The organism is Longispora fulva, from assembly GCF_015751905.1.
Taxonomy (GTDB): Bacteria; Actinomycetota; Actinomycetes; order Mycobacteriales; family Micromonosporaceae; genus Longispora; species Longispora fulva.
The window spans coordinates 4,555,030-4,575,032 of the sequence record NZ_JADOUF010000001.1 but is presented as its reverse complement, the minus strand read 5'-3'; the positions used below and the strand labels follow the sequence as shown (position 1 = coordinate 4,575,032).

The 20,003-nt window shown below is 72.7% G+C and carries 19 protein-coding genes; 6 read left to right on the top strand and 13 right to left on the bottom strand.

The genetic code is table 11. The annotated features are described in order from the left end of the window. Window positions 1-101: 101 nt before the first annotated feature. Both IW245_RS20270 and IW245_RS20265 read right to left on the bottom strand, forming a co-directional pair. Window positions 102-1,448, bottom strand: a complete 1,347-nt coding sequence (locus IW245_RS20270) for a hypothetical protein (RefSeq protein ID WP_197004748.1) — start codon at window positions 1,446-1,448, stop codon at window positions 102-104. A 104-nt stretch (window positions 1,449-1,552) separates the two neighbouring features. Then, window positions 1,553-1,939 (bottom strand): hypothetical protein, encoded by a 387-nt coding sequence (locus IW245_RS20265; RefSeq protein WP_197004747.1) that lies wholly within the window; start codon window positions 1,937-1,939, stop codon window positions 1,553-1,555. Between the two features lie 348 nt (window positions 1,940-2,287). Between IW245_RS20265 and IW245_RS20260 the strand changes: the two genes are divergently transcribed. Then, window positions 2,288-2,971, top strand: a complete 684-nt coding sequence (locus IW245_RS20260) for a response regulator transcription factor (protein ID WP_197004746.1) — start codon at window positions 2,288-2,290, stop codon at window positions 2,969-2,971. Window positions 2,972-2,974: 3 nt separating this feature from the next. Here the strand turns inward: IW245_RS20260 and IW245_RS20255 are convergent, their stop codons facing one another. Continuing rightward, on the bottom strand, window positions 2,975-4,240 hold the full coding sequence (locus tag IW245_RS20255) for a sensor histidine kinase (protein ID WP_197004745.1): 1,266 nt from the start codon (window positions 4,238-4,240) through the stop codon (window positions 2,975-2,977). Window positions 4,241-4,689: 449 nt separating this feature from the next. Here IW245_RS20255 and IW245_RS20250 point away from each other — a divergent pair, with 449 nt between their 5' ends. Both IW245_RS20250 and IW245_RS20245 read left to right on the top strand, forming a co-directional pair. Next, the gene (locus tag IW245_RS20250) at window positions 4,690-5,937 is read left to right on the top strand and encodes a glutamate-cysteine ligase family protein (RefSeq protein ID WP_197004744.1); all 1,248 of its coding nucleotides are present in this window, start codon (window positions 4,690-4,692) and stop codon (window positions 5,935-5,937) included. Window positions 5,938-5,948: 11 nt separating this feature from the next. Then, on the top strand, window positions 5,949-6,536 hold the full coding sequence (locus IW245_RS20245; RefSeq protein ID WP_197004743.1) for a TetR/AcrR family transcriptional regulator: 588 nt from the start codon (window positions 5,949-5,951) through the stop codon (window positions 6,534-6,536). Window positions 6,537-6,616: 80 nt separating this feature from the next. Here the strand turns inward: IW245_RS20245 and IW245_RS20240 are convergent, their stop codons facing one another. Beyond that, a complete protein-coding gene (locus tag IW245_RS20240; RefSeq protein WP_197004742.1) occupies window positions 6,617-7,750 on the bottom strand; it encodes a CaiB/BaiF CoA transferase family protein in 1,134 nt (377 codons plus the stop codon). A gap of 129 nt (window positions 7,751-7,879) precedes the next feature. Between IW245_RS20240 and IW245_RS20235 the strand changes: the two genes are divergently transcribed. The 3 genes from IW245_RS20235 to IW245_RS20225 are packed head-to-tail and all read left to right on the top strand — an operon-like array spanning window position 7,880 to window position 12,261. Then, window positions 7,880-9,004: an acyl-CoA dehydrogenase family protein gene (locus tag IW245_RS20235; RefSeq protein WP_197004741.1), complete on the top strand. Its 1,125-nt coding sequence runs from the start codon at window positions 7,880-7,882 to the stop codon at window positions 9,002-9,004. Continuing rightward, entirely contained in the window at window positions 9,004-10,215 is a 1,212-nt protein-coding gene (locus IW245_RS20230) for an acetyl-CoA C-acetyltransferase (RefSeq protein WP_231398876.1), read from the top strand. The genes IW245_RS20235 and IW245_RS20230 overlap by 1 nt, the downstream gene beginning before the upstream one ends. A gap of 3 nt (window positions 10,216-10,218) precedes the next feature. Continuing rightward, on the top strand, window positions 10,219-12,261 hold the full coding sequence (locus tag IW245_RS20225; RefSeq protein WP_197004739.1) for a 3-hydroxyacyl-CoA dehydrogenase NAD-binding domain-containing protein: 2,043 nt from the start codon (window positions 10,219-10,221) through the stop codon (window positions 12,259-12,261). A gap of 66 nt (window positions 12,262-12,327) precedes the next feature. Here IW245_RS20225 and IW245_RS20220 read toward each other — a convergent pair whose 3' ends face one another. The 9 genes from IW245_RS20220 to IW245_RS20180 form a co-directional block, all read right to left on the bottom strand. Further along, on the bottom strand, window positions 12,328-13,194 hold the full coding sequence (locus IW245_RS20220; protein WP_197004738.1) for a hypothetical protein: 867 nt from the start codon (window positions 13,192-13,194) through the stop codon (window positions 12,328-12,330). Then, window positions 13,187-13,684 (bottom strand): RNA polymerase sigma factor, encoded by a 498-nt coding sequence (locus IW245_RS20215; protein WP_197004737.1) that lies wholly within the window; start codon window positions 13,682-13,684, stop codon window positions 13,187-13,189. The genes IW245_RS20220 and IW245_RS20215 overlap by 8 nt, the downstream gene beginning before the upstream one ends. A 161-nt stretch (window positions 13,685-13,845) precedes the next feature. After that, window positions 13,846-14,589 (bottom strand): alpha/beta fold hydrolase, encoded by a 744-nt coding sequence (locus tag IW245_RS20210; protein WP_231398875.1) that lies wholly within the window; start codon window positions 14,587-14,589, stop codon window positions 13,846-13,848. A 136-nt stretch (window positions 14,590-14,725) separates the two neighbouring features. Next, on the bottom strand, window positions 14,726-15,613 hold the full coding sequence (locus tag IW245_RS20205; protein ID WP_197004735.1) for a ribonuclease Z: 888 nt from the start codon (window positions 15,611-15,613) through the stop codon (window positions 14,726-14,728). A gap of 139 nt (window positions 15,614-15,752) precedes the next feature. Next, window positions 15,753-16,046 carry a hypothetical protein gene (locus IW245_RS20200; RefSeq protein WP_197004734.1) on the bottom strand — a complete coding sequence of 98 codons (294 nt, stop codon included), beginning with the start codon at window positions 16,044-16,046 and terminating at the stop codon, window positions 15,753-15,755. Further along, window positions 16,043-17,536 (bottom strand): Hsp70 family protein, encoded by a 1,494-nt coding sequence (locus IW245_RS20195; protein WP_197004733.1) that lies wholly within the window; start codon window positions 17,534-17,536, stop codon window positions 16,043-16,045. Before IW245_RS20195 ends, IW245_RS20200 begins: the two co-directional genes overlap by 4 nt. Next, complete coding sequence (locus tag IW245_RS20190; protein WP_197004732.1) at window positions 17,536-17,790, bottom strand: hypothetical protein; 255 nt, start codon at window positions 17,788-17,790, stop codon at window positions 17,536-17,538. Before IW245_RS20190 ends, IW245_RS20195 begins: the two co-directional genes overlap by 1 nt. A gap of 237 nt (window positions 17,791-18,027) precedes the next feature. Beyond that, on the bottom strand, window positions 18,028-18,744 hold the full coding sequence (locus IW245_RS20185) for a response regulator (protein ID WP_197004731.1): 717 nt from the start codon (window positions 18,742-18,744) through the stop codon (window positions 18,028-18,030). Next, window positions 18,737-19,939: a sensor histidine kinase gene (locus IW245_RS20180; protein ID WP_197004730.1), complete on the bottom strand. Its 1,203-nt coding sequence runs from the start codon at window positions 19,937-19,939 to the stop codon at window positions 18,737-18,739. Before IW245_RS20180 ends, IW245_RS20185 begins: the two co-directional genes overlap by 8 nt. Window positions 19,940-20,003 lie beyond the last annotated feature (64 nt).

The window sequence follows — 20,003 nt, the reverse complement described above, 5'->3', positions numbered from 1 at the left end:
CCCCCTATCGAAAACGGATCAGTCGAGCAGAACCCTAGGGGGGACGCGAGGTGGCCCGGCGGACACGATGTCCGCCGGACCTCACCCGATTTTTCCGGGTACTAGGCCGTGAAACCCCCTCGCCGGCGCCGCGCGAGCCACAGGAGCAGCAGCCCGCCACCGGCGAGGGCGAGGCCCCCGGCGGCGTACCCGAGGATCCGCACGCCGGTCACGGGCAGCCCCCCGCCGCCGGACGTCAGCACCACCGGCGTCGGCGACGGCGAGCCGGCCGGGCCGGTGGTCGACGGCCGGCCGGACGTGGGCGTGCCGGTCGGGTGCGGGTAGCCGGTCTCGCCCGGCCCGCCGGGCGTCGGCTGGCCGTCCTGGGCGCCGGGCGCGGTGGCGGTCGCCGACAGCAGGCCGAGCCCGATGTCGGCGACCGGGGCCCCGGCCAGGCTGACCTGCAGCCGCAGGGTGGCGGCCTCGGCGCGCACCGCGCCCCGTTCGGTCACCGTCGCGGAGAGTTCCCCGATGCTCAGCCGCACGCCGAGCGCCGCCGGTGCGCGACCGGAGTCGATCCGACCGGGCAGCGCGCGGGCGTACACCGTGGCGTCGACCGCGGCCTTCGGGGTGTCGAGCCGCTGCACCCGCCCGCCGGGGAGCGTGACCTCCAGCAGGGGCGCGTCGTACCGGACGGCGGCGTCCGCCCGGCTGGCCGCCGACACGACGGTCAGGCTCGGCTGGTGCAGCACCCGGACCCGGATCTGGTCGAACAGCGCCACGTCGGCGATCCCGGCGGCGGCGGTGGCCGCGACCCCTACCCGGCCGCCGTCGAGCCGCACGGTCTCGGTGCCGGCCCGGGCGCTGGCCACCGAGGCGACCCGCACGAGGGGCGTGGCCCGGGTCGTCCCGCCGAGCAGGCTCTCGACCAGCGGCAGGTGCGGCGCGTCGCCGGGCAGTACCTCGGCGCTCGTCACGGCGGTGTCGGCGGAGCTGAGCCGGGCGACCTCGCCGCAGCCGTACCGGTCCTGCCAGCGGGCCGAGGCGGTGGACTCCCCGACCGTCGCGCCGACGAGCCCACCGGCGTCGAGCGTCCTGGCGACCGTGGTGGCGGGTGTCGGGTTGTCCGCCGGGGCCGTCTGGCGGGCCACCGAGCCGGGCAGGGGGACGGCGAGGCCGAGCAGGGCGGCGTCGGCGTACCGGGCCTCGGCGGTCGTGGTGGTCCGCCGGGTGCTGTCGACGTCGGCGTGCGCGAGGCCGACCCGCGCGTCGAGCAGGGGCGGCAGCCCCACGCCCAGCGGGCGCAGGTCGAGTAGGCCGAGGCGGAGCAGGGTGGCGTCGGCCGAGGCCGTGTAGGGGGCGGGGTGGCACACCGGGGTGGCGGCGTGCGCGGAGGCCGGGGTCGCGATCACACCGCTGAGGAGCACGAGCAGCGCCGGGGCGGTACGACGGACGCGGACCGTCGACATGGGACAGACCTCCAGGGCAGGCGATTGTTGATCACGGGGACCAACGGGCCGCACCCGGGGAAGTCACGGGGCGTGGCAAAAACATCACTGGCTGAGAAACTGGACTAATAGTCCTCTTCGTACACTGAAAGGGTCGGCTGGCGCGACTTCGACCAATACGCATATATCGTACTTACGTGGCCGTACCCGACAAAGCGGACGACGATGTAGTCGTTCTCCAGGCGGTAGGCCTCGTAGCTGTACCCGTAGCAGGGGGACAGGTCGAGCAGGTCCACCTGGCCGGCCGTGTAGTAGAACATCGCCTGGCCGCCGCTCGCGGTCGCGGTGCGCAGCTTCGGGGCCGTGGACGTCGGGGCGGTGGTCGCCCGGTTCGGCCCGACGGTCGCCTCGGCGGTCGGGGTCGTCTTGTTCGTGGGCGGCGAAGGGTTCGTCGGGGTCGGCGTGGGCGACGGGACGATGGGCCGCTCGGGGGTCGGCACCGTGTCGATCATGATGTTCGGGGTCGGCTGCGGGCCACCGGTCGATCCTGGCGTCCGGCCAGCGGACGCGGACGGTGGTCCGGGAGTCCGCGTCGGGTGCCCGGTGGGCGCGATCCTCGCATCCGGAGGCGTTACCGGTGGAAGTGTTGTGACTACTTTAAGTGAAGGCCTGGCGGCCGGAATCGGAAAATTCGGGACATCTGCCAGGGTGGCCGGTCGGGATGCGCGCACGCCGAGCCACGCCACGGTCACCGCCACGATGGTGACGGAGGACCAGGCGGCGACAATGCCGAGAGCACGACGCACGTCGTTATTCTCCCGAACCTTGGCCCAAAGGCAACCCTAGATTACGGTCACATTATGGCCCGGGTGCTGCTGGTTGAGGATGACGCGGAGATCCGCGTGGCGCTGGTTCGTGCCCTTACTCAGCGTGATCACGTTGTGCGCGCTGTCGGTGAGGCCATGACGGGCATCCGGGAGGTGACCGGATGGGATCCCGATGTGGTCGTGCTGGACCTGGGGCTGCCCGATCTCGACGGTTCCGTCACGCTCTCGATGATCCGCGCGGTGTCGAGGGTGCCGGTGCTGATTGCGACAGCCCGTGACACAGAGTATGAAATCATCCGGATGCTCAACGCCGGAGCGGACGACTACCTGATCAAACCGTTCTCCGCCGACCATCTGGCCGCGCGGATCTCCGCCGTGCTGCGCCGGGCCACGCCCCGTGAGCACGCCGCCGAGCTGATCGAGGTCGGCGGGCTCCGCCTGGACCTCGGCGCCCGCGACGCGAGCTTCGACGGCACCCCGCTGCGGCTGTCCAAGCGCGAGTTCGACCTGCTGGCGTACCTGGCGGCCCGGCCCGGTCGGGTGGTGGGGCGGCGCGAGCTGCTCACCGAGGTCTGGCACACGCCGTACGGCGGGGACGACCAGACCATCGACGTACACGTGTCGTGGCTGCGCCGGAAGCTGGGGGAGTCGGCTGCCCAGCCGAAGTACCTGCACACGGTGCGCGGCGTGGGCGTGAAGCTGGTGGCTCCGGAGTAGCCGCTAGCGGCGGAAGGCCAGGGTGATCCGGGTGCCGCCCAGCGGGCTCGGGCCCACGGTCAGCGCCCCGCCCGTCGACTCGGCCACCCGGCGGGCGATGTCCAGGCCCAGCCCGGTCGACTCCCCGCCGCTCACCCCGCGCAGCATCGCCTCGTCGGGGGTGCCGATCCCCGGGCCGGCGTCGTCCACCACGAGGCGGACCCGGTCCTCCCCGGCGAGCACGGACACCTGGTAGGCCGTGCCCGGCGGCGTGTGCTGGAAGACGTTGCCGAGGACCGTGTCCAGGGCCGAGGCGGCGTCCGCCCGGCCCACGGCCACCGGGACCTGTCCGGTGAGGCCCTTGCCCCGCCAGGCGCGGTGCTGGTCGGCGGCGAGCACCGCCCAGTACTTCGTCCGGTCGGCGGCCACCGCGGCGATGTCGCACCGGGCCGGCTCCACGTCGTGCAGGGGCTCGCGGGCCTCCTCGATGATCGAGGACAGCTCGTGCTCGGTCTGCCGGGCGGCGTCGAGCACCCGGTCTCGTTCGAGGCCGGGGGGCAGCGCCTCGGCGTTCAGCCGCAGGGCCGTCAGCGGGGTGCGCAGCCGGTGCGACAGGTCGGCGAGCAGCTCGCGCTCGTTGGCGAGCAGGATCCGCAGCCGCTCGGCCATCTCGTTGAACGCCGCCCCGGCGGTGGCGATCTCCGGCGGCCCGCCCGGGACCACCCGGACATGGGTGTCGCCGGCCCCGAGCCTGCGGGCGGCGAACGCCAGCTCCTCGCTGGCCCGGACAGCGCCCCGGGCCATCCAGGACGCCACGAAGCACGCGATCACGAGCAGGACGAGGCCGAGGAGGGCCGGCAGGCCCCAGGCCGTGCGCATCTCGTGGGTGAGGGTGGCCGAGGGCACGTACCCCTCGATGACGACGCCGTCCGCGGCGGTCAGATACGACGTGCCCTTCGGGGTGGACACCGTGATCGCGCCGTGGTTGACCCGGGCCCGGAGGAAGTCCTCCTCGGAGGCGTGCCGGCCACCGCCGATCGTGGTGCCGTTCGGCAGGGTCAGGCCGAGCCGGGACTGGCGTTCGGCGGGCACCGCGGCGAGCGCCTTGCGGAGTTCCGCAGGATCTGTCGTGGTCTGGGCGTACTGTGCCAGGGCGTCGGCATCCCGCTCGGCCTGGAACAGCACCTGGGTGCGGGTCGAGTGGTACGCGACGGCCGCGAGCGGCACAGCCCAGGCGAGGGTGACGAGAGCCCCCACCGCTAGAGCCACCAGCACGAACCTGCGTCTCATTCTGGCAAGGTACGCTGGCGCGCCGACATAACCAATCGGCCGACTCGATCTTTGTCGGGCGGAGGCATTGGGGTGACACTATCCCAAGGGCCAGGAACGGTCGACAGGTTCGATGTCCGGCGGTCGGCCGGCGAATCGGACTCATCCGGCAGCCGTGCCGTTCGGTCCGCTGGATCGTTGTGGGTTGGTCGGTGACGCCTCCTCGGGGACACCTCCGGGGCGGCGGCCAGGCACGTGGTGTTTACAGTTTCGTGGTTCTTTCTTAGTGGCGTGACGGTGGCCGGGCAGTGCCAACCGAGCGACTCTTGAGGGCACGAACCGGGGACGCGCCGTAATCGGCGGCGTCGCTGGACAAAATGGCTTCCGAGCCCGCTAATAGAGCACACCTCTCACGTCGTGTGCCGTGAGGCGTCATGTCGTCGCATCAGGTCGGTCCGCAGGAGGGGGCGGTGAACGCAGTGCTCATTCAGAACATGCTGTCCGAGAAAGAAGCTACGGCCTATGTGGCCAGCGCGGGGTTCCGCGCCGGTTCTGTGGGTTCCGTCGGCACCGAGCTGGAATGGGTGGTACGCGACCCCGCGGCCCCGCTGTCCCGGCCGATGCCCGACCGGCTGCGTGAGGCGGTGCGCGACCTGCCCGATCCGTTGCCCGGTGGGGGCAGGATCACGATCGAGCCGGGCGGCCAGTTGGAGCTCAGCTCCGGGGTCGGGGCCTCGCTCGGCGAGTGCGTCGCCGACACCCGCGCGGACATGGCGTTGCTCACCGCCGCCGTGGAGACCGCCGGGCTGCGCCTCGAGGGCGGCGGGCTGGACATGCTGCGGCCGGCGTTCCGGGTGCTGGACACTCCCCGGTACGAGGCCCTGGAGCGGTTCAACGACCGCTCGGGCCCCGAGGGCAGGGTCGTGGCGTGCAACTCCGCCTCGGTGCAGGTGTGCCTGGACTCCGGAGACGACTCCGACGGCTGGCTCGGCTACCAGCGGCGCTGGTGGCTCGCCGACGCGATGGGCCCGCTGCTGCTGGCCATCTTCGCCAACTCGCCCGGTACGGCCGGCGGGCACCGGTGGCGCTCCACCCGCCAGGTGCTCCGGTTCGCGATGGACCCCAGCCGGACCCGCGCGCCCCGGATGACCGACGACCCCCGCAAGGAGTGGGCCCGTTACGCGCTCGCCGCGAAGGTGTCGGTCGTCGCGTCCGAGGACGGCCAGGACTGGACGGCCCCCGAGGGGCTGACGATGCGCGACTGGCTGCGGGGCGGCGGGCCGCGCCCGGTCACGTACATCGACCTGGAGATGCACCTGGGCACCCTGGTGCCGCCGGTCCGGCCGCGCGGCTACCTGGAGTTCCGCATGATCGACCAGCAGGACGGCGAGAACTGGGTGGTCCCGGTCGCGCTCGTCACCGGCCTGATGGACGACCCGGTGACCGCCGAGCGGGCCGCGGCCGTCGTCGCGCCGCTGCGGTCGCTGCGCCGGCACCACGACTGGGTGACGGCGGCCCGGCGCGGCCTGCGCGAGCCCGGCCTGGCCGAGGCGGCCACCGCCTGCTTCTCGCTCGCCCTGGAGGGCCTGGAGCGCCTCGGTGCGCCCGGCGACATCATGGCGGCGGTGGCCGAGTTCGCCGAGCGGTACCCGGTGCGCGGGCGCTGCCCGGCCGACGACGTGGCGGCGCGGCGGGTGCGCTCGGCGGTCGCCGCGTAATACTGACGGGCATGACGTCCAACCGGCAGGAACGCAGCGAGCGGACCCGCGAACGGCTCCTCGACGCCACCGTCGAGAGCCTGATCGAGATCGGGTACGCCCGCACGTCCATGCAGGAGGTGTGCACCCGCGCGGAGCTGTCGCGCGGGGCACAGCTCCACCACTTCCCGACGAAGGCCGGCCTGATGGCCGCCGCCATCGCGCACCTGACCCGCAAGCAGACGGAACGGGTGCTCGCCGTCGGCGAGAACCTGCCCGAAGGGCCGGGGCGGATGGCGGCCCTGATCGACCTGATGTGGGAGGGCTTCTCCGGCCCCCTGGCGAAGGCGTCGATCGAGCTGTGGGTGGCGTGCGCCAACGACCCGGAGCTGCGGGCCGTGATGCTGCCCGTGGACCGGACGCTGGCGCACGCGACCCTGGAGCTGTGCCGGAAGTACTCGGGCGGGGCCGACCCGAAGGTGGTCGAGACGATCGGGTGGCTGACGATCGACCTGCACCGGGGGATCGCGGTGGACGAGCTGCTCGGCGGGGATCCGAAGCGGCGGGCGCACCTGTTGGAGACGTGGAAGCTGATGGCGGTGGCGGCGCTCGACGCCTGACGGGGGCACCGCGGCCGGGGCGGACCCCGCCGGGTGCTCCGGACGACCGCCGCTGCCGGGTCGGGCCCCACTCGTAACCGTCAGGTCTGGGTTATCGCGCCCTTGGTGAGCAGCCCCTCGATGTCGGGGACGCCCCACTCCGTCAGGGCCTCGACCGTGTGCTCGCCGGGGCGGGCCGGGCGGAGCCCCAGCGCGCCTGGCGTGCGGGAGAACCGGGGCGCCGGGGCCGGCTGGAGCACCCCGTCGTGCTCCACGAACGTGCCCCGGCCCGCCAGGTGCGGATGCTCCGGGGCCTCCAGGAACGTGAGCACCGGGCCCACGCACCCGTCGGTGTCGGCGAACACCGCCGCCCACTCGTCGCGGGTCCTGGTCGCGAACCGGGCGGCGATCGCCGCGCGCAACGCCGGCCACTCCGCGGGGTCGTGGCGGTCCGGCGGGTCCTGCAACCCGAGCCGGGCGACGAACGCCGCGTAGAACTGGGGTTCGAGGGCGCCCACGGCCACGTGGCCGCCGTCGGAGCACGCGTAGACGTCGTAGAACGGCGCGCCCGTGTCGATGAGGTTGGCACCCCGCTCGTCCTGCCAGAAGCCGCCGTGCAGCAGGCCGTACACCATCGTGGTCAGCAGGGCCGAGCCGTCGACGATCGCGGCGTCGACCACCTGGCCGCGCCCGGAGCGGCCCGCCTCGAACAGGGCGGCCAGGACGCCGACGGCGAGGAACATCGCCCCGCCGCCGAAGTCGCCGAGCAGGTTGATCGGCACCTGGGGCGGCCCGCCGGCCCGGCCGATCCCGGACAGCGCCCCGGTCAGGCCCAGGTAGGTGATGTCGTGCCCGGCGGTGTGCGCGAGCGGCCCGTCCTGGCCCCAGCCGGTCATCCGGCCGTAGACGAGCCGGGGGTTGGCGGCCAGGCACGCGTCGGGGCCGACGCCGAGCCGTTCGGCGACGCCCGGCCGGAAGCCCTCCAGGAGCACGTCGGCCTTCGCGGCCAGGCCCAGGACCAGGGCGGCCCCGTCGGGGTGTTTGAGGTCCACGGCCACGGACCGCCGGCCCCGGTTGAGCAGGTCGTGCTCGGGCTCGCCGAGGCGGAGGCCGCCCTCGGGCCGCTCCAGGCGGAGCACCTCCGCGCCGAGGTCGGCGAGCAGCATCGCGGCGAACGGCGCGGGGCCGATCCCGGCGAGTTCGACGACCTTCAATCCGGCGAGGGGTCCTGGCATGTCTTCCTCCGTGGCTCGGCCTGTGCTAGAAAACACATGCAGTCTAGACTGTTTGCAAATCGATGAGGAGACCGTGGATGGAACCGGAAGAGGCCCACGCCGGGCCGCGGATCGTGGTCGAGGCGCTCTGTGTCTGACCTCGACCAGCTGCGGGACCTCGCCCGGGAGTTCTTCGCCCGGGAGTCGACCCCGCACCAGAAACGGTTCGCCGAGCAGGGGCACGTCGACCGCGACCTGTGGCGCAGGGCCGGCGCGGCCGGGCTGCTGTGCCTGAGCGTCCCGGAGGCCTACGGCGGCGGGGGCGGCACGTTCGCCCACGAGGCCGTGGTCCTCGAGGAGCAGGCCCGGGCCATGGACTCCAGCTTCGGCAACGCGGTGCACAGCGGGATCGTGGCGCACTACCTACTGGCGTACGGCACCGAGGAGCAGAAGCTGCGGTGGCTGCCGGGGCTGGCGTCCGGGGAGCTGGTCGGCGCGATCGCGATGACGGAACCGGGCACGGGCTCGGACCTCCAAGCCGTGGCGACCAGGGCCGTTCGGGACGGGGATGAGTACGTCCTCGACGGCTCGAAGATGTTCATCACCAACGGGTACCTGTGCGACCTGGTCATCGTCGTGGCCCAGTGCGAGGGCGGCCTGTCGCTGCTGGTGGTCGAGTCGCCCGGCACGTGCACCGAGGGCGCGCCGCTGCCGGGGTTCACCCGGGGCCAGCCGCTGCGCAAGATCGGGATGCACGGCCAGGACACCTGCGAGCTGGCCTTCTCCGCCGTCCGGGTGCCGGTCGGGCACCTCCTCGGCGACGAGGGCGACGGCATGGCCCAGCTGATGACCCAGCTGCCCCAGGAACGCCTGATCATCGCGGTGAGCGCCGTGGCCGTCATCGAGGCGGTGCTCGCCGTCACCATCGACTACACGAAGGGGCGCGACGCGTTCGGCCGGAAGATCTTCACGTTCCAGAACACCCGGTTCACCCTGGCCGAGTGCGCCACGGCCGCCCGGATCGCCCGGGTGTTCGTCGACGACTGCGTCCGGGCGCACCTGGCCGGCGAGCTGGACCTGCAGACGGCGGCGATGGCGAAATACTGGACCACGGAGCAGCAGTGCACGATCGTCGACGCGTGTCTCCAGCTGTTCGGCGGCTACGGCTACATGGCCGAGTACCCGATCTCCCAGGCTTATGTTGATTCCAGGGTGCAGAAGATCTACGGCGGGACGAACGAGATCATGAAAGAACTCATAGCGAGGTTTCTGTGATGACCGAGGCATTCATCTACGACGCGCTGCGCACCCCGCGCGGCCGGGGCAAGAAGTCCGGCTCCCTGCACGAGGTCAAGCCGGTGACCCTCGCGGTCGGCCTGCTCCAGGCGGCCCTGGAACGCAACCCGGGGCTCGACCCGGCCCGGATCGACGACGTCATCATGGGCATCGTCTCCCCGCTCGGCGACCAGGGCAGCGTGCTGCCGAAGATCGCGGCGCTGGCCGCCGGGCTGCCGGTGACCGTCGGCGGCACCCAGCTCAACCGGTTCTGCGCCTCGGGCCTGGAGGCCGTCAACATCGCGGCCCAGAAGGTCCGCTCCGGCTGGGACGAGCTGATCCTCGCCGGGGGCGTCGAGTCGATGTCGCGGGTGCCGATCGGCGCGGACGGCGGCGCCTGGTACGCGGACCCGGAGACCAGCCACCAGGTGGGATTCGTCCCCCAAGGGGTGGGCGCGGACCTGATCGCGACCATGGAGAGGTTCTCCCGCACCGACGTGGACACCTTCGCCCTGGAGTCCCAGCGCAAAGCCGCTCTCGCCCGCTCCGAAGGTCGTTTCGACCGCTCACTGGTCCCGGTGCTCGACCGCAACGGGCTCACCATCCTCGACCACGACGAGTTCATCAAGCCGCAGAGCACCCTGGAGGGCCTCGGCAACCTGCCGGCATCGTTCGAGGTGATGGGCCAGGCCGGCGGCTTCGACGCGGTGGCCCTGCAGCGGTACCCGCACGTGGAGCGGATCAACCACGTGCACGGCCCCGGCAACTCCTCCGGCATCGTCGACGGCGCTGCCCTCGTCCTCGTCGGCAGCGCCCGCGCCGGCCAGGAACTGGGCCTGACCCCGCGCGCCCGGGTGGTGTCCGTGGCGGTCAGCGGAGCCGACCCGGTCATCATGCTCACCGGCCCGATCCCCGCCATCGAGAAGGCCCTCGCCAAGGCGGACATGACGATCGACCAGATCGACCTGGTGGAGATCAACGAGGCGTTCGCCGCGGTACCCATGAAGGTGATCCGGGATCTGAAACTCGACCCCGACAAGGTCAACGTCAACGGCGGGGCGATCGCGCTCGGCCACCCGCTGGGCGCGACCGGCGCGATGCTCGTCGGCACGGTCCTGGACGAGTTGGAACGGCGCGGCCAGCGCTTCGGACTGATCACCCTCTGTGTCGGCGGCGGCATGGGCGTCGCGACGATTATCGAACGGATCTGACGGATGACCTTCTTCCACTACGACCGCGACTCCGACGGCATCGTCACCCTGGCCCTGGACGACGCCGGCCCGGTGCCCACGATGGACGCCGAGTTCCGCGCGTCGCTTCGCGGTTCCCTCGACCGGCTCGTCGCCGAGGAGGACCTGCGCGGCGTCATCGTCACCTCCCGCAAGAAGGCGTTCCTCGCCGGGGCCGAGCTGACCGAGTTCCTCGGCGGCGGCACCGCGCAGACGCTGTTCGACATGCTCACCGAGGTCAAGGCCGACCTGCGCCGGTTGGAGACCCTGGGTAAACCCGTCGTCGCGGCCGTCAACGGCACGGCGCTCGGCGGCGGCCTGGAGCTGGCCCTGGCGTGCCACCACCGGATCGCCTCGGACGACCCGCGCGCCGAGTACGGGCTGCCCGAGGTCATGCTCGGTCTGCTCCCCGGGGCCGGCGGGGTGACCAGGACGGTCCGGATGCTCGGGCTCGCCGACGCGCTCATGCAGGTGCTGCTGCGTGGCCAGCGGCACCGGCCGGAAGCGGCCCTGGAGGCCGGGATCATCGACGAACTGGCCCCGGCCGCTCTGGTGACCCAGAAAGCCCGGGAGTGGATCCTGTCCGACCCGGAGCCCTCCCAGCCCTGGGACCGGCCCGGCTACCGGATGCCCGGCGGCACCCCGGCCGACCCGAAGCTCGCCGCGACCCTGCCGGCCTTCGCGGCGACGCTGAGCCGCGAACTCAAGGGGGCCGACTATCCCGCGCCCCGGGCGATCCTCGCCGCCGCCGTCGAGGGCGCGCAGGTCGACGTCGACACCGCGCTGCGGATCGAGAGCCGGTACCTGGTCAGCGTCGCCACCGGTCAGATCGCCCGGAACATGATCGGCGCGTTCTTCTTCGACCTGCGGGCGATCAACAGCGGGGCCTCGCGTCCGGCGGGCCCGCCGCGCTGGAAGGCCACGAAGGCCGCCGTCCTCGGGGCCGGGATGATGGGCGCGGGCATCGCGTTCTCGTGTGCCAAGGCCGGGATGGAGGTCGTCCTCAAGGACGTGACCCTGGAGGCGGCCACCCGGGGGAGGGACGCGGTGGCGAAGATGGCCCGGCGGACCCCGGAGATCCTCGACCGGGTCCTGGCGACCGATTCCCTGGACGACCTCGCAGGCTGCGACCTGGTCATCGAGGCAGTTTTCGAGGACGCGGCGCTCAAGCAGCGGCTGTTCGCGGAGCTGGAGCCGATCGTCGCGCCCGGCGCGCTGCTCGCCTCCAACACGTCCTCGCTGCCGATCACGGAACTCGCCACGGCCGTGCGGGCGAGTGAGAACTTCGTCGGCCTGCACTTCTTCTCGCCCGTGAACAAGATGCAGACCGTGGAGATCATCCGGGCGGAGAAGACCAGCGACGAGGCCCTGGCCCGCGCCTACGACGTGGTACTCCAGATCAGGAAGACCCCGATCGTCGTCAACGACCGGCGCGGCTTCTTCACCAGCCGGGTGTTCGGGGCCTACGTGCTCGAAGGGCTCGCGCTGCTCGGCGAGGGCGTACCGGCCGCGACGATCGAGCAGGCCGCCCAGCAGGCCGGGTACCCGGTCGGGCCCCTCGCCGTGCTCGACGAGGTGACGCTGAGCCTGCCGTACAAGCTGCGGCAGGAGACCCTGAAGGCCGCCGAGCGGGACGGGTTCGACTACCCGCACCACCCGGGCGAGGCGGTCCTGACCCGGATGGTCGAGGAGTTCGGCCGGAAGGGCCGCTCGACGGGCGGCGGGTTCTACGACTACCCCGAGGACGAGACGAAGACGCTGTGGCCGGGGCTGTCGGCGTTCACCGGCCCGGGCTGCGACTTCGCGGAGATCGCGGACCGGCTGCTGTACGCGCAGACGATCGAGACGATCCGGTGCGTCGAGGAGGGGGTGGTGGCCGCGGGGCCGGACGTCAACGTGGGGGCGATCCTGTCGATCGGCTTCCCGCCGTGGACGGGCGGGCCGCTGCGGTTCCGCGACCAGACGCCGGAGTTCGCGGCCCGCGCGGCGGAGCTGGCGGAACGGCACGGGGCGCGGTTCGCGCTCTGACGGCGCGGGGGCGGCGACTTCACCGAAGTCGCCGCCCCCGCACTGACGGCCCGGGCCGCAGCGTGGCTAGCGCAGCACCCCCGCCCGCTGCACCGCGACCTTCGCCAGCTGCCGGGTCACCTGCTCGTGCCCGCTCCCGGACTCCCAGCCGAGATCGGCGACGATCACGACCACGTCCCCGATCCGGACCACCACGGCGTAGGTCCGCTGCTCCACGGCCGGCATGGAGGGAATCGGTCGCACCTGCCGCGTGTTGCTCAGCACCACCGACTCGTCGCCCAGCCCGGCCGACCCCAGGTTCCGCCACGCGCCGGACGTCGAGGCGGCGTCACCCGGGCAGCGTCCCACCTGGTCGCGCACCTCGGCCATGAACGCGACGGACCCGCCCTGCGCGTGGACCAGCACGCGTTCCTGCACCGAGGTCACGGTGCCCTGCCCCTGGCGTTCCAGGGCGTCGGGCAGTGAGGCGTGCCCCGAGTCCCGCCGGGCCCGCGCCACCTGCGCGCTGCTGGGGAGTCCGCCGGCGCACATGGCGAGGTCCATCGCCCCGTACTCGTCGATGGGTTTGGGGTCGATCCCCGCCGCCGCCGAGCCCAGCTTCAGGTCGGCCACCCGCAGCATCGCGGCGTCCGGGATCCACGACGTGTCCACCGAAGGCGTGGGACTCGCAGTCGGAGTCGGAGTCGGGCTCGCACTCGGTGACGGGGCGACCGAGGTCCCCGGTGGCGTCGGCACCTGGGCGTTCCCGCCGGAGAACGACGTCACCCCGAACGCCACCCCGCCGACCAGCGCGAGCACGGCGACCCCCGCCGCGATCGCCGTCCGCCGGGTCCGTCGCGTTCCCCGCCGGCGGATCGCCGCGGCCCCGGGCATCAGTACCGACTCGGTGTCGTGGGCGAGGCCACCGAGGGCATCAGTCAGGTTCTCAGACATTTTCGGTCGCTTCCCATGAGTCGGTGAGCAGGACGGCGAGTGCCGATCGGCCCCGCGACAACCGGGCCTTCACCGTGCCGGCCGGCGAGGACGTGGCCAGCGCGATCTCGGCGACGGACTGCCCGCACAGGTGGTGCAGCACCACGGCCTCGCGCTGGGCCGGCGGGATCTGGGCCAGCGCTGCCATGATGGCCACGTTGTCGGGCGAGGGCCCGGCGCTCACGTCCGGCTGGGCGAGCCGGACCCGGGCGACGAGCCACCGTCTGGCCGCCCGCCAGTTCCCGGCGGCCAGCCGCCAGCCGACGGTGCGGACCCACGCCTCGGGGTCGTCATAGCCGGCGAGCCGGCCCCAGCGCTGCCAGGCCCGCGCGTACGCCTCCTGGGTCACGTCCTGGGCGGTGCTCAGGTCGCCGCACACGGCGTACAGATAGGTCAGGACCCGTCGGTGCGTGTCCCGGTAGAACTGGTCGAAGCTTTCCGTTCCGCTCATGCGCGCCGTCCTGTTGTCGGTCTACGCAGTCATACACACGGCACGCCCCGCCCGGTTGCACAGACTCAGACCAACCCATCATCTGGGTCGGGGCACGCCGACGCCCCCGGCCGATCGGCCGACGGGGCGGGGTCAGGCTTCTCCGTAGCCGTCTGAGGTTTTCAGGCGAGGAAGGCTTCGAGCTCCGTCGCCAGGTGCACCGGGGTCTCGTGCATCGGGTAGTGGCCGGCGTTGGGCACCACGCACAGCTCGGCGTTCGGGTAGTGCGCGAGGAACGTGGCCTCCATCAGAGCCGGGGCGACCGCCGGGTCGTGCTCGCCGACGATCACCTTGACGGGTACCGGACTCCCGATGATCTCCGCCTCGAAGTCCGCCCGCCCCCACTCGGCGAGGTACGCCGCGAACGCGTCCCGCGACGAACTCGCCACCGAGTGGGCGACCATCGCGTCCAGCCAGGTGCCGGTGTTGCGGTTGCCGGTGGTGAAGTCGATGATGATCCGCCGGTTGTCGGGGGAGTCGGCCGCGCCGGAGAACAGCGCCCAGCCGGCCTCGTCGAACGGGAAGCCCGAGGCGGGGATCGGCGCGACGCCGACCAGCTTGCGGACCCGGTCGGGGGCGTCGGCGAGGATCCGCTGCGCCGCCGCGCCGCCCATCGAGTGCCCGATCAGGGAGAACGTGTCCCAGTCGAGGTCGTCGGCGAGGGCGAGCACGTCGGCGGAGATCTCCGCGAGGGTGTAGTCGCCGGTCTCGTCGCGGCGGGCGCCGTAGCCCCGGTAGTCGGGGAAGGCGTAGCTGAACGCCGTCCCGTCGAGGTAGCGGGGGAGCGAACCCCACTCGTCGCCGCTGCCGAACCAGCCGTGCAGCGCGATGACCTTGTGCTCGCCGGAGCCGTGCAGCGTGACCATGGGCCGCATTCTATCCGTTGAGGACGGCCCGTAGGCCGGTGAGAACGACACGCAGACCCGTCTCGAACGCCGCGTCGGTGTCCTTGTCGAACACCTCCGGCAACGCGCCGGCGATGAGGGGCCCTCCGCCGGGCCGTCAGGCCGTGGGCGTCGCCCGCGACGGCACCCGGATCCGGTCCAGGTCCCGGGCGATGTGCAGTTCCCCGGAGAACTCCCGGCGCGCCTCCTCCTCGAACAACCCCAACTCGGTGTACCGCTGGGAGAAGTGCGTCAGCACCAGCGTCCGCACACCGCTCTCCGCGGCGACCCGCGCGGCCTGCCGGGCCGTCAGATGCCCGGCCTCGTGCGCCAGCCCAGCCTCGTCGTCCAGGAACGTCGACTCGATCACGAGCATGTCGGCTCCCTCGGCGAGGGCGTACACCCCGTCGCACAGCCGGGTGTCCATCACGAACGCGAACCGCTGGCCGCGCCGCACCTCGCTGACCTCGGCCAGCAGCGGGCCGCCGTCCCGGATCAGGGCGGCCACCGCCGGCCCGGCGATGCCCTTCGCCGCCAGTTTCTCCGGGAGCATCCGTACCCCGTCGGGCTCGACGAGACGGTAGCCGAACGCCTCCACCGGATGGTCCAGCCGGACCGCCGACAGGCCGCCGCCGAGCGGGCCGTCGGCGTGCACCGGCGCCTCGACGAGGGTCGCGCGCTCGTGGAAGGCCGACGCGTACCGCAGGCGGTGGAAGTACTCCGCGCCCGATGCCGGGTAGTGCGCGGTCACCGGGTGGCGCACCTGGTCGAGGGACAGCCGCTGCACGATGCCGGGGACGCCGAGGCAGTGGTCGCCGTGCAGGTGGGTGACGCACAGCCGGGTGATGTCGCTGGCGGCCACCCCGGCGTACTGCATCTGCCGCTGGGTGCCCTCGCCCGGGTCGAACAGCAGGCCCTGGTCGTCCCAGCGGAGCAGGTACCCGTTGTGGTTGCGGGTCCGGGTCGGCGCCTGGGAACCGGTGCCCAGCACGATCAGTTCACGCATGGCCGTACCTCACCCGGGTGGGCCACCCGGGCACATCGTCGGGCCGGACAGTGATCACGGACATCCGCCGAGCCTACGACCCGACACGTTCACCCGCTCCCCGGAGCCCCGACCAGCGCCCGCAGTCCCCAGCCAGCCGTCACCCCGATCCGACCACGTCCTCCCCGGACGACTCCTCCCCCCGGCCGACCGCCACCTGCACCGGCAGGAAACCCCACCCCCACGCCACAGCCCGCTCCGCCAACGGCCGATCGCCCCGTGGCACCACGTCGACCCGGCCCACCCCGCGCCCGGCGAGCGCCTCCACCAACTCGTCGCGCACGGCGCCCACGAACCCCCGGTCGGGCCCGTCGTACCGGTCGAGGCGGTGCACGATCCTGGCCAGCGACCGCAGCTCCTCCAGCCGGGCGAGTACGTCGGCGGGGGCGGTCACCGCACCCCCAGGTGGGCGAGCGCCGCCCGGCTGGCGGCGAGCCGGTCGCCGTCGAGGTTGGCCGGCCGGTCGAGGGCGACGGCGCCGAGGGACCGGCCGTGGGTGGCGTCGATGGTCTCGACGTGCGCCACGCCGTCGGCGTCGTAGGACATCACCACCCGGATCGGGGCCTCGTCGGGCAGGCCCGGCGGCAGGTCCAGGACGCTGCGGTGCAGGACGGCGACGTGGTCGGGATCGGAGTCCTCGCCTTCGGTGACCGAGGCGTGCAGGCGGCTCTGTCGCGGTTGGACCGTCACGAAGGTCTCCTCGTACCGGCACGGGACCGGGCTGTTCCGGGGAATGATGACGAAGTTGGTGAGCTGGCCGGTGTCGGCGTCCAGGGCGATGGTGCCCAGCGCCTGGGAGGTGACGTCGGAGACCGTCACGGCCGGGTGCTGTTCGGTGAGCGCCGCGGCGATCACCGCCGCGCCGAGCGCCACGGCCTCGTCGGGGTGCACGCCCGGCTCCGGGACCCGGTGGGTGAGGCGGCCCATCAGCTCGCGGACCATGGGCATCCGGGTGCAGCCGCCGACGAGGAGCACCCGGTCGATGTCGCGCCAGGACAGCTGGGCCTCGTCCATGACGGACTCCACGAGCAGTTCCGTGCGGTACAGCAGCCCGGCGGCCAGGTCCTCGAACTCGGTCCGGGTCACCTGGAACGCGTACGTCCGGCCCCGGGCCACGAGGCGGACCGGCGCGACCTCCTCGGTGGACAACTGGTGCTTCGCGGCCTCGCAGCGCTCGCGGAGTTCGGCGGACAGGACCGGGTCCGCCGTGACGTCGGGGCCGCCCTGCTCGTGGATCCTGGTGGCCAGGTACCCGATCAGGAGGTTGTCGAAGTCGTAGCCGCCGAGGTTGCGGTCCCCGTCGGTGGCCAGCACCTCGTAGTCGCCGTCGACCACGCGCAGCACCGTCGCGTCGAACGTGCCGCCGCCGAGGTCGTAGACGAAGTAGTGCCCGTCGGCGCCGGACCGCAGCCCGTAGCCGACGGCGGCGGCCGTGGGCTCGTTGACCAGGCGGTGCACGGTGAGCCCGGCGAGTCGGCCGGCGTCGCGGGTGGCGGTGCGCCGGGCGTCGTCGAAGTACGCGGGGACCGTGATCACCACGTCGCGGACCGGTCGGCCGAGCGCTGCCCCGGCGTCCTCGGCCAGTCGGCGCAGCAGCAACGCCGACACCTCCTCCGCCCGGTACTCCCGGCCGTCCGCCCCGACGTGCACCGGCGCGGCCTCGCCGATCCGGCGCTTGACGAACCGCACGCAGTCGCCGGGCCGGCTGGTGGCGGACCGCCGGGCGAGGGTGCCGACGAGCACGGCGTCGGGGTTGTCGAACAGCACGACGGAGGGGGTGAGCCGCTCGCCGTCCCGGTTGACCAGGATCTCGGGCCGGCCGTCGCCAGTGACCACTGCCGCGGCCGAGTACGTCGTGCCGAGATCGATGCCGATCACCTCCATCAGGCGGCACCCCGCAGTCGGGCGAGTTCGCCGGTGGAGGTCACGACTTCGTCGCCCAATGGTGGCGGATATTCAGGAGAGGACAATGTTTTGTCATCGGGAAGTAAATATCGGGAGCCGTGGGGAACATTCAACTCAGCTTGTGCCAACCAATTTCCCCGTTTCGTCGAGCCTTCTTTCATGGTCGGACGTTTCGCCAGGTCAGCAGCGATCACGATGCGGGAGATGGCAATGATCTCGTCATGGTCGATCATGATTGGAGAGTCCAATGCTTGCGGCGCACGGATAACTGAGCCGGATCATATCCATGGATGTCGCGTGACGGGGGTCGGCCGAGTGGTCGACGTCAACCAATTCGCCATGACGAAGATGGAACGAGTCGGCCATTACGGCTCCGGCCCCGGGCGTGATAGGTGTCCACCCACTGTGGAGCCGCGCACACGCCTGGCCCGGGCACGGTGATCTTCACGCACCCCGGCGGGCGGGGGGCGTCAGGCCTGGCCCTGCGGGGTGATCAGCCCGCTCTCGTACGCGACGACCACCGCCTGGGCCCGGTCGCGCAGCCCCAGCTTGCCGAGGATCCGCCCGACGTGCGTCTTGATGGTCTGCTCGGCGATCACCAGCTCGGCGGCGATCTCCCCGTTGGACAGCCCCCGGGCGATCAGCACCAGCACCTCGGTCTCCCGGGCGGTCAGCGCGCCCAGCGCCGCCGGCGGCGGACCGCTCGGCCGGCGGGCGAACTCCGCGATCAGCCGGCCCGTCACCCGGGGCGCGAGCAGCCCGTCGCCGGCCGCGACCACCCGGACGGCGGCGATCAGCTCGGCGGCAGGGGCGTCCTTGAGGAGGAAGCCGCTGGCTCCGGCGCGCAGGGCCTCGTACACGTAGTCGTCCAGGTCGAACGTCGTGAGGATCAGCACCCGCACACGGTGCGTCTCCGGGTCGCCGGACCCGGCCCGACCGGCGGCCCGGCCACCGGCGCCGCCCCGGTCGGTCTGGTCCAGGATGATCCGGGTCGACTCGATGCCGTCCATCACCGGCATCCGCACGTCCATCAGCACCACGTCGGGGAGGGTCCGCTTCGCCACGGCCACCGCCGCCGCCCCGTTCTCCGCGTCGCCGACAACCTCGATGTCGGGCTGTGCCGCGAGCAGCGCCCCGAAGCCCTGCCGCACCATCGCCTGGTCGTCGACGATCATGACCCTAATCATCGGTACACGGTAGCCGGGCGCTCACCCGCCACCCCCCGTCGACTGTCGGACCCGCCGCCAGCTCGCCGCCGAGCATGCCGACCCGTTCGCGCATCCCGACCAGACCGTGCCCCGGTCCGGCGTGGGTCGTGGCGCCGTGCGGGGACGTTCCGTTGTGCACGTCGAGCACCAGTGCCCGCGCCTCCCTGCGCACCTCGACCCGCACCGCGGCACCCGGCGCGTGCCGGCTCGCGTTCGACAGGGCCTCCTGCACGATCCGGTACCCGGTGAGGCTCACCCCCGCCGGCAGCGCCGCGTCGCCGAGCACGGTCGCGTCGACCCGGATCCCGGCCGCCCGTGCCGTGTCCAGCAGCCCGGGCAGCGCGTCGAGGCCCGGCTGCGGGGCGCGTTCGGCGGCGGAGTCCTCGCTGCGCAGTACCCCCAGGAGTCTGCGCATCTCGTTCAGCGCCTCCCGGGCCGCGTCGCCCAGCTCGGCCAGCTCGGTGGTCGCTGCCTCCGGCAGATCGGGGATCCGGTACGGCGCCGTCTGCGCCCGCACCGTGATCATCGACAGGTGGTGCGCCACCACGTCGTGCAGTTCGCGGGCGATCCTGGTCCGCTCCTCCAGGACGGCGCGCCGGGCGTGCTCGACCTCCGTGCGGCCCTCCTCGACCTTCAGCCGGCGCTGGGCCTGCCGGCGGCGGCCGATCTGGTGTCCGAGCAGCAGGAGCACGAACACGGCCACCGAGGCGCCCGGCCCGTTCTGCGGCCGGACGTACACACCGATCGGGACGATCGTCAGCAGGGCTATCCAGCCGACCACGCCGGCCGTGTTGCGCAGGGCCACCACGAACAGCACGATCATCATGGCGATGATCTGCACCGGGGTCCACGGCCAGGGCTGGCCGCCGAGGTACGTCTTGGCCAGCCCGCCGAACACCATCCCGACCAGCCCGAGCCGCCACGCCCACAGCGGGCTCAGCGTCACGAGCACGAGCGGCAGCGCGCCGAGCACGGCCGCCACCGTGATCCGGAACTCGCCGCCGGCGGTGTCCGAGGCGAGGACGGCGTAGCTGGACCAGGCGCCCAGGACCGCCCCGATGACCGACAGTGTCAGGAGCGCCCCGCGGGACCGGTTGTTCGGCACCGGGCCCTCGTTGCCGGACCACACCGCGCGCAGCAGCGCCCGGCCGGCCTCCTGGAACAACTCCCTCATGGTGTCGCAGCCTACGGACCACCCGGGCCGCCCACATCCGTCCTGGAAGCTAGCCCCCAGGTAT

What these genes read in the sequence shown, in the direction of transcription:
- IW245_RS20205 (WP_197004735.1), bottom strand. Translation starts at nt 15,613, where the DNA reads ATGCGTGAACTGATCGTGCTGGGCACCGGTTCCCAGGCGCCGACCCGG.
- IW245_RS20260 (WP_197004746.1), top strand. Translation starts at nt 2,288, where the DNA reads ATGGCCCGGGTGCTGCTGGTTGAGGATGACGCGGAGATCCGCGTGGCG.
- IW245_RS20240 (WP_197004742.1), bottom strand. Translation starts at nt 7,750, where the DNA reads ATGCCAGGACCCCTCGCCGGATTGAAGGTCGTCGAACTCGCCGGGATC.
- IW245_RS20230 (WP_231398876.1), top strand. Translation starts at nt 9,004, where the DNA reads ATGACCGAGGCATTCATCTACGACGCGCTGCGCACCCCGCGCGGCCGG.
- IW245_RS20180 (WP_197004730.1), bottom strand. Translation starts at nt 19,939, where the DNA reads ATGAGGGAGTTGTTCCAGGAGGCCGGCCGGGCGCTGCTGCGCGCGGTG.
- IW245_RS20215 (WP_197004737.1), bottom strand. Translation starts at nt 13,684, where the DNA reads ATGAGCGGAACGGAAAGCTTCGACCAGTTCTACCGGGACACGCACCGA.
- IW245_RS20210 (WP_231398875.1), bottom strand. Translation starts at nt 14,589, where the DNA reads ATGGTCACGCTGCACGGCTCCGGCGAGCACAAGGTCATCGCGCTGCAC.
- IW245_RS20265 (WP_197004747.1), bottom strand. Translation starts at nt 1,939, where the DNA reads ATGATCGACACGGTGCCGACCCCCGAGCGGCCCATCGTCCCGTCGCCC.
- IW245_RS20190 (WP_197004732.1), bottom strand. Translation starts at nt 17,790, where the DNA reads ATGATCGACCATGACGAGATCATTGCCATCTCCCGCATCGTGATCGCT.
- IW245_RS20225 (WP_197004739.1), top strand. Translation starts at nt 10,219, where the DNA reads ATGACCTTCTTCCACTACGACCGCGACTCCGACGGCATCGTCACCCTG.
- IW245_RS20255 (WP_197004745.1), bottom strand. Translation starts at nt 4,240, where the DNA reads ATGAGACGCAGGTTCGTGCTGGTGGCTCTAGCGGTGGGGGCTCTCGTC.
- IW245_RS20195 (WP_197004733.1), bottom strand. Translation starts at nt 17,536, where the DNA reads ATGGAGGTGATCGGCATCGATCTCGGCACGACGTACTCGGCCGCGGCA.
- IW245_RS20270 (WP_197004748.1), bottom strand. Translation starts at nt 1,448, where the DNA reads ATGTCGACGGTCCGCGTCCGTCGTACCGCCCCGGCGCTGCTCGTGCTC.
- IW245_RS20185 (WP_197004731.1), bottom strand. Translation starts at nt 18,744, where the DNA reads ATGATTAGGGTCATGATCGTCGACGACCAGGCGATGGTGCGGCAGGGC.
- IW245_RS20220 (WP_197004738.1), bottom strand. Translation starts at nt 13,194, where the DNA reads ATGTCTGAGAACCTGACTGATGCCCTCGGTGGCCTCGCCCACGACACC.
- IW245_RS20245 (WP_197004743.1), top strand. Translation starts at nt 5,949, where the DNA reads ATGACGTCCAACCGGCAGGAACGCAGCGAGCGGACCCGCGAACGGCTC.